The sequence below is a fragment of the Psychromarinibacter sediminicola genome (assembly GCF_029168335.1).
Lineage (GTDB): Bacteria > Pseudomonadota > Alphaproteobacteria > Rhodobacterales > Rhodobacteraceae > Psychromarinibacter > Psychromarinibacter sediminicola.
Window position 1 is genome coordinate 1 of record NZ_JARGYC010000131.1, and the last position, 5,763, is coordinate 5,763.

2 protein-coding genes and 1 pseudogene are annotated in these 5,763 nt (G+C 59.4%); 2 read left to right on the top strand and 1 reads right to left on the bottom strand.

Annotated features, from left to right (window positions below):
- The first annotated feature begins 538 nt into the window (after positions 1-538).
- Complete coding sequence (locus tag P1J78_RS23835; protein WP_275569871.1) at positions 539-4,558, top strand: PAS domain-containing protein; 4,020 nt, start codon at positions 539-541, stop codon at positions 4,556-4,558.
- Positions 4,559-4,731: 173 nt separating this feature from the next.
- On the top strand, positions 4,732-5,469 hold the full coding sequence (locus P1J78_RS25495) for a response regulator (protein ID WP_374213419.1): 738 nt from the start codon (positions 4,732-4,734) through the stop codon (positions 5,467-5,469).
- Positions 5,470-5,512: 43 nt separating this feature from the next.
- Here the strand turns inward: P1J78_RS25495 and P1J78_RS23840 are convergent.
- Positions 5,513-5,763 (bottom strand): annotated as a pseudogene (locus tag P1J78_RS23840) (hypothetical protein); the annotation flags it as partial.

The following is a 5,763-nucleotide window of genomic DNA, read 5'->3' on the forward strand; positions in this document are numbered from 1 at the left end:
AGAGATGGAGCGGTCGCTCGCCGATCTAATGCCGGGGTTCCACTGGGTGATCGAAACGCTCGAGCGACTTGTCACCACCGAGCGTGACATCGTCGTACGGTCTTGTCAGAGCAACTTAGTTTGATAACCTAAATTCGGCTCGGTTGTTGATCTCAATGGCGAACTGGAAGGAATTTCCCCTTACGGACCAAATTGTTGCGCCTTCTGCTCACCGTGGGTGGCCGGGAAGAACGATTTGAAACGATTCCTCTGACATTGCCCTCTGATCTCTTTTGCACGGAACATGGGCAAGCGTGCGGTCGGAGATGGCATCGTGGCAAGATCGGAGTTCAAGGTGTTGCGCGATCAAGGGGTGCGACGCGGGGCAGGGACCTTTGATAGCCTCGCTGGGGACAGCCGATCAGATCTATCCGATGCTTCAAAAACGTACTTCCCGAGTGGCAACATCCGGATCCATTCATGAGTTGAGCGCGCCGATTTCGAGAGAATAATCAGGCCCTGGAAATGGTCTTGGGTCCGTTATCGAAAGGAGGTCGAATTGACCTTGCAGCGTCCGACCATCCAGACCCTGCTTCGGCGGTTTTTTCTGATCATTCTCGTGCCTTTCCTCGCTGCGGGCCTGGCAGCTGTCTGGTTCGGCAATAAGCAATTGAGGACCGAGCGGGAAGGACTGCTCTCGTCTGAGGCCCAGACTGCCGCATTGCGGTTCAATGACCTCATCGACCATTCCAAGAGCTTCTCCGCGCTTCTGTCGCTGTTAGATCCGATGGATCAACCGTGCTCGGAGGTGATCGATACCGTACGGCGGCCGTTTGCGGAGGCCTACGCCGTTGTAGCGGTTGCCGGCGCTGACGGAAGGATCGTCTGCGGCCATCCGACCGACGCGGTCGGCATCGATATTTCCGACAGGCCTTGGTTTAACGAAGCCCGGGATTCCGGCACTTTCGTTATGGGTGGCTACCAGGTCAGCCGGACAATGGGAGGTGACGTACTGGTCGTGGCTCGGCCGGTGACCCGGGGAGAGAGGATCTATTATGTCGGCGCGGCCATTAGTCTCCAGTTTCTTAGTCGGTATATCGCCGGAGGCGAGCGCGCCGCCTTCGGCGACATCGTCATCGTCGACGGGACGGGGCGCGTCGTGGCCTCGACCGTGGAGGAACTGCCGCTCGGCGCGGAGGTTACTATCCCCGCCACCGCTGGCTTGACCCGCGCGACACTCGGCGGATCGCAGCGGGATGTCTTCCACGAAGTAGGTGAGATCGGTGGGCAGCAGTTCGACCTGCTGGCCATCGCGCCGGCGAATGGGATGTTTACTGTACCTGAGCGAATGGGGCTCTCGCTCATCCTGTTTGCCGTCCTTCTCGGTCTCAGCGCCGCCTTGTTCGGCTATAGACGCCTCCGTCAGGATGTCATTGCCCCGATACAAGATCTAAGGGATGCGGCGCCGCGCGTTGCGGCGCGCGAGGCTGCGCAGGTCAGGCAAACACCGGGCGCGCCCACTGAGCTACGGGAAGCGGTTTCCGCCTTCAACGAAATGTCAAGAAAGCTCAGGGACACTTCCGTTGAACTCGAACGCGCGAGCAGCATGGCGGCACTCGGAACCTGGAAGCTGAAGCCCGGCGCGGACAGCATTACGTTATCGGATACGATCCAAGCGATAATGGGCTTCGAGAACCATCAAGTACCGATCGCCGATGTCGAGGCTCGGATCGTGGCCGGTGATTTGCCCGCCTTTCGAGAGAGCTTGAGACGCGTCATGGAAGACCACGAAATCGTAGAGCTCGAATTTCGGGCTCACGCGAAGGAAAGAGAAATACGCATCTTCCGCGCACAAACTGGCCCGATTGAAGTGAACGCCCTGGAAACCGAGCCGGTGGAGATAACTGGCATTGTTCAAGACGTCACCGACCTGCGCAGCCGGGAGGCAGCTCTTGTGCGATCTCAAAGCCTCTTACGCCTGGCTGGACAGGCGGCCCGCCTTGGCGGTTGGCGCTATGACACGCAATCGAGCGAGTTCGTCGAGTATTCTGAGAGCGGCTCCACGCGAACGGTGTCCGTTGACGACGCGCTCGACACTCTTATCGGTGAAGACCGTACGCGCATAGAGCGCGCGTTCTGGGCCTGCGTCGCCGGTGGTATCGCCTTTGACGAGATCGTCAAGCAGCGAACACAGCGCGGAGAGGAGCGCTGGATCCGGGTGATCGGCGAGGCCGAGCGGGCCGAGGAGGGTCGTATCATTTCGGTTCATGGAGCGCTGCAAGACGTGGACGAGATGGTGCGGGCGCGCGAGACAAGCGCGGAAATGGAAGCTTTGCTGACAAACATCCTCGATTCTCTTGGCGACGGCTTCTTGGTCACGGATCTCGAGGGCCGGGTGCGTTACTTCAATTGGCGCGCCCAGGTCATGTTGAACCTGACCGAAAAGCGCTCGCTGATTGGGCATGTAGTCAGTGAGGAGGTCGAGCCCGAACTAGCTGACGCACTGCGCGAGTTGGCCGATAAGGCCCGGTCAGAAGATGCGAGCCAAACGCGGGAGGTCCGGGTCCGGGCAAACGAGACGTGGCTGGAGCTCAATGTTCATACCTCGCCGCGCGGGGTGGCCCTTCATGTCCGCGACATGACGCAGGAGCGGGACAGACAAGCCCGGCTGCGTCTGCTCGACGCCGCGGTCCGTCGCTTGAATGATATGGTCGTGATCACCAACGCGAAGCAAATCGATGCTCCCAGAGAACCCGAGATCGTATTCGTAAACGACGCCTTCCTGAACATGACCGGTTTCTCGCGAGACGAGGCGATCGGCGCCACTCCGCGCATCCTTCAGGGCGAGGAAACCGAGCGCGAAGAACTGGATGAGATTCGTCAGGCGCTTGAGGCGAACCGCCCGATCCGGACGGAGCTAACCAACTACCGCAAGGATGGATCCAAGATAACACTTGAGATCGACATCGCCCCGATCTTCGACGCCGAGGGCGAGTGTACGCATTTCGTGGCCGTTCAACGCGATACGACCGAGCGCCGCACCGCCGAGGAGCAGCTGCGCGAACGGGAAGAGCAGTTTCGGCTGGTGAGTTGGGCCAGCAACGACGTAATCTGGGATTGGAACCTGGATACTGGGCTTATCTGGCACAGCGACGATTACGAACACGTTTTTGGGCGGCCGCCAGCGGAGCCACATACGATCGATGCGGATTTGGAGCGTATCCACCCAGATGATCGGCTGGGCTTCAGTAGAAGTCTCGATGAGGCGTTGAACGGGAATGAAAACTCATGGTCACACGAATACCGTATCGAAGCTGCTGACGGGACGTATCGCCAGATGATTGACCGGGGCTTCATCGTTCGGCACGAAAACGGGACACCACGGCGCATGGTCGGCGCGGTTTCCGACGTCACGGAAATGCGCAGCCTCGACGCACAGCTGCATCAGGCGCAGAAGCTCGAGTCCGTCGGGCAACTGACCGGCGGGGTCGCACATGATTTCAACAATCTGCTGACCATCATCCTGGGCAATTGCGATCTTCTCCTGGAGGAGTTGGAGCAGGAGACACTAAAGCCGAAACTTATCTCGATCAGCGACGCGGCCGAACGTGGCTCGCGGCTCGCCAGCAGCCTGCTGGCCTTTTCGCGGCGCCAGCAGCTTCAGCCGCGCCCCGTGTACATCGACAGGCTGATCCGGTCCTCCGAGGATCTCTTGCGCCGTGCCGTGCCCGAAAGCATCGACTTCGAATGCGAGTTGGGCAGCACTGATGCGATGGTGCGGGTCGATCCCGACAAGCTCCAGTCGGCGGTTCTGAACCTCGTAATCAATGCGGTCGGTGCGATAGAAGGGCACGGCAAGATCCTGGTCCGCACCGGCTGGAAGGAGTTGTCTGAGACCGAGGCCGCCGCGCCCGGCTGCCGGACAGGCGGATTCGTGCTGATTGAGGTGATCGACGATGGTCCGGGCATGCCCGCGGAAGTGGCCGAGCGCGCGTTCGAGCCATTCTTTACCACGAAGGAGGTCGGGGGCGGCACCGGGCTCGGCCTCAGCTCGGTCTACGGTCTCGTGCGGCAATCGGGTGGCGTCGTGGACCTCGACACCGCGCCGGGCGAAGGCACACGGGTGTCGCTCTGCCTGCCGCCTTATGAGGGCGAACTCGACGATGAGGAGGCCGCTGAGACCGAAAAGGCTTCGTCCGCTCCCGTGAATGGCGGTCGGATCCTGCTCGTCGAGGATGACGAGGACGTACGCGCCTTCGCCTCGAGATGTCTCTCCAATCTCGGCTACGAGGTACGTGAAGCCGAGACGGGCGCTGCGGCGCTGGAAATCCTGTCTGGCGGCGACCGTTTCGACTTGCTCTTAACAGACGTGGTGATGCCGGGGGGAATGACCGGCGTTGAACTGGCGCGCGAGGCGCGCAGGCGTCAACCCGACCTCGCGGTGGTGATGATGTCTGGGTACAGCGAAGACCTCCTGACCAGTGAAGTGGATGTCGAAGCAACAGCTTCTCCGCTTTTTAAGCCGTTCCGGGCGGCCGAACTCGCCAAGAAGGTCGAAGAAGCGCTGGGACAAACTTGATCCCTCGAACAGCCCTCACACCGTGGACGTGGTTCTTCTGAAAGTAATTCGTTCTAGACACTTTTTAATACTCTTAAGAAGCTACTTGGGAAGCGCAATCAAAACTTCGAAAGGCTCTTGAAGAAATTCTTAGAGTGCGATAAGCGCATTTTTTGGCTGATCGGCGACGTGAAATGTTAAACAAGGTAATCGCCATACTAGATGATGACGCGGCTGTTCGAGCGCTCCTGAAGGAGATTCTTGAGGCCGAAAATTACGAGGTGATACCTGCATCTACAGTGCAAGAGTTTCGAGTAATAATGCGTGAGCGCGCTGTGGATTTATTTATAATTGATGTCATACTTCCTGAGTCCAATGGCCTCCAGGTAGCGCAAGACATTCGCCGTACAAGCGATGTTGGAATAATTGTCCTCACTGGCCAGAAAACTGAGATCGACACGGTCCTTGGGTTAGAGATTGGAGCCGACGATTATGTAACGAAACCTTTCCGCGTGCGTGAATTACGCGCGCGTGTGAAGTCTGTAATCCGTCGTAGCGAACCTAGGCCTCCGGACCGGATCGCTAGATTACACGATCAGGGGTTGGCGACCGGCCCGCACGAAATCGGAGGCTGGCGGCTTGACGTCGGGCGGAAAAGGATCCTTTCCCCGGAAGGCATCCTGGTAGATCTGTCAGAGAGCGAATTCAGTGCTTTTGTTGTGCTATTGCAGGCTCGCGGGCGGACCGTGTCGCGCGAAAAGCTACTTGCGGAGCTCCGTGGAACGGATTGGTCGGCGGGCGAAAGGCTGGTCGACGGAATAATCAGTCGTTTGCGCAAGAAGCTCGCGACAACCGGCAGACCATCGCCCATCAGGACCGTGCGCGGAATCGGGTATGCGAGCATTCTGTCGCAAACCGATGACTTCGGGTAAGTCGCAAGCCGGCACGCCGATCGGTCCGGCTTCGTATTTGCGTCTAGAGCGTTTGCCCTTCGGCCTGAATCGATTGGGGATTCCCATCCGGGCCAAGGCCTGATTCATTGCTCCCGAGGCAGATAATGGGGGCAGCGATGGGGAAACCACTCTCCATGGACCTGAGGGAACGGGTGATAGCGGCGATCGACGGCGGCATGAGCCTGGTCGTGCGCGGCAGGTCGCGGCGCAGGAGGCCGTTGCCGTTCTCGATGCCGCCGCGCTGCCAGGGGCTGTGCGGGTCGCAGAAGTAGG

Bases quoted from the DNA above. Each gene is read 5' to 3' on its own strand.
- P1J78_RS25495 (WP_374213419.1), top strand. From the start codon at position 4,732: ATGTTAAACAAGGTAATCGCCATACTAGATGATGACGCGGCTGTTCGA.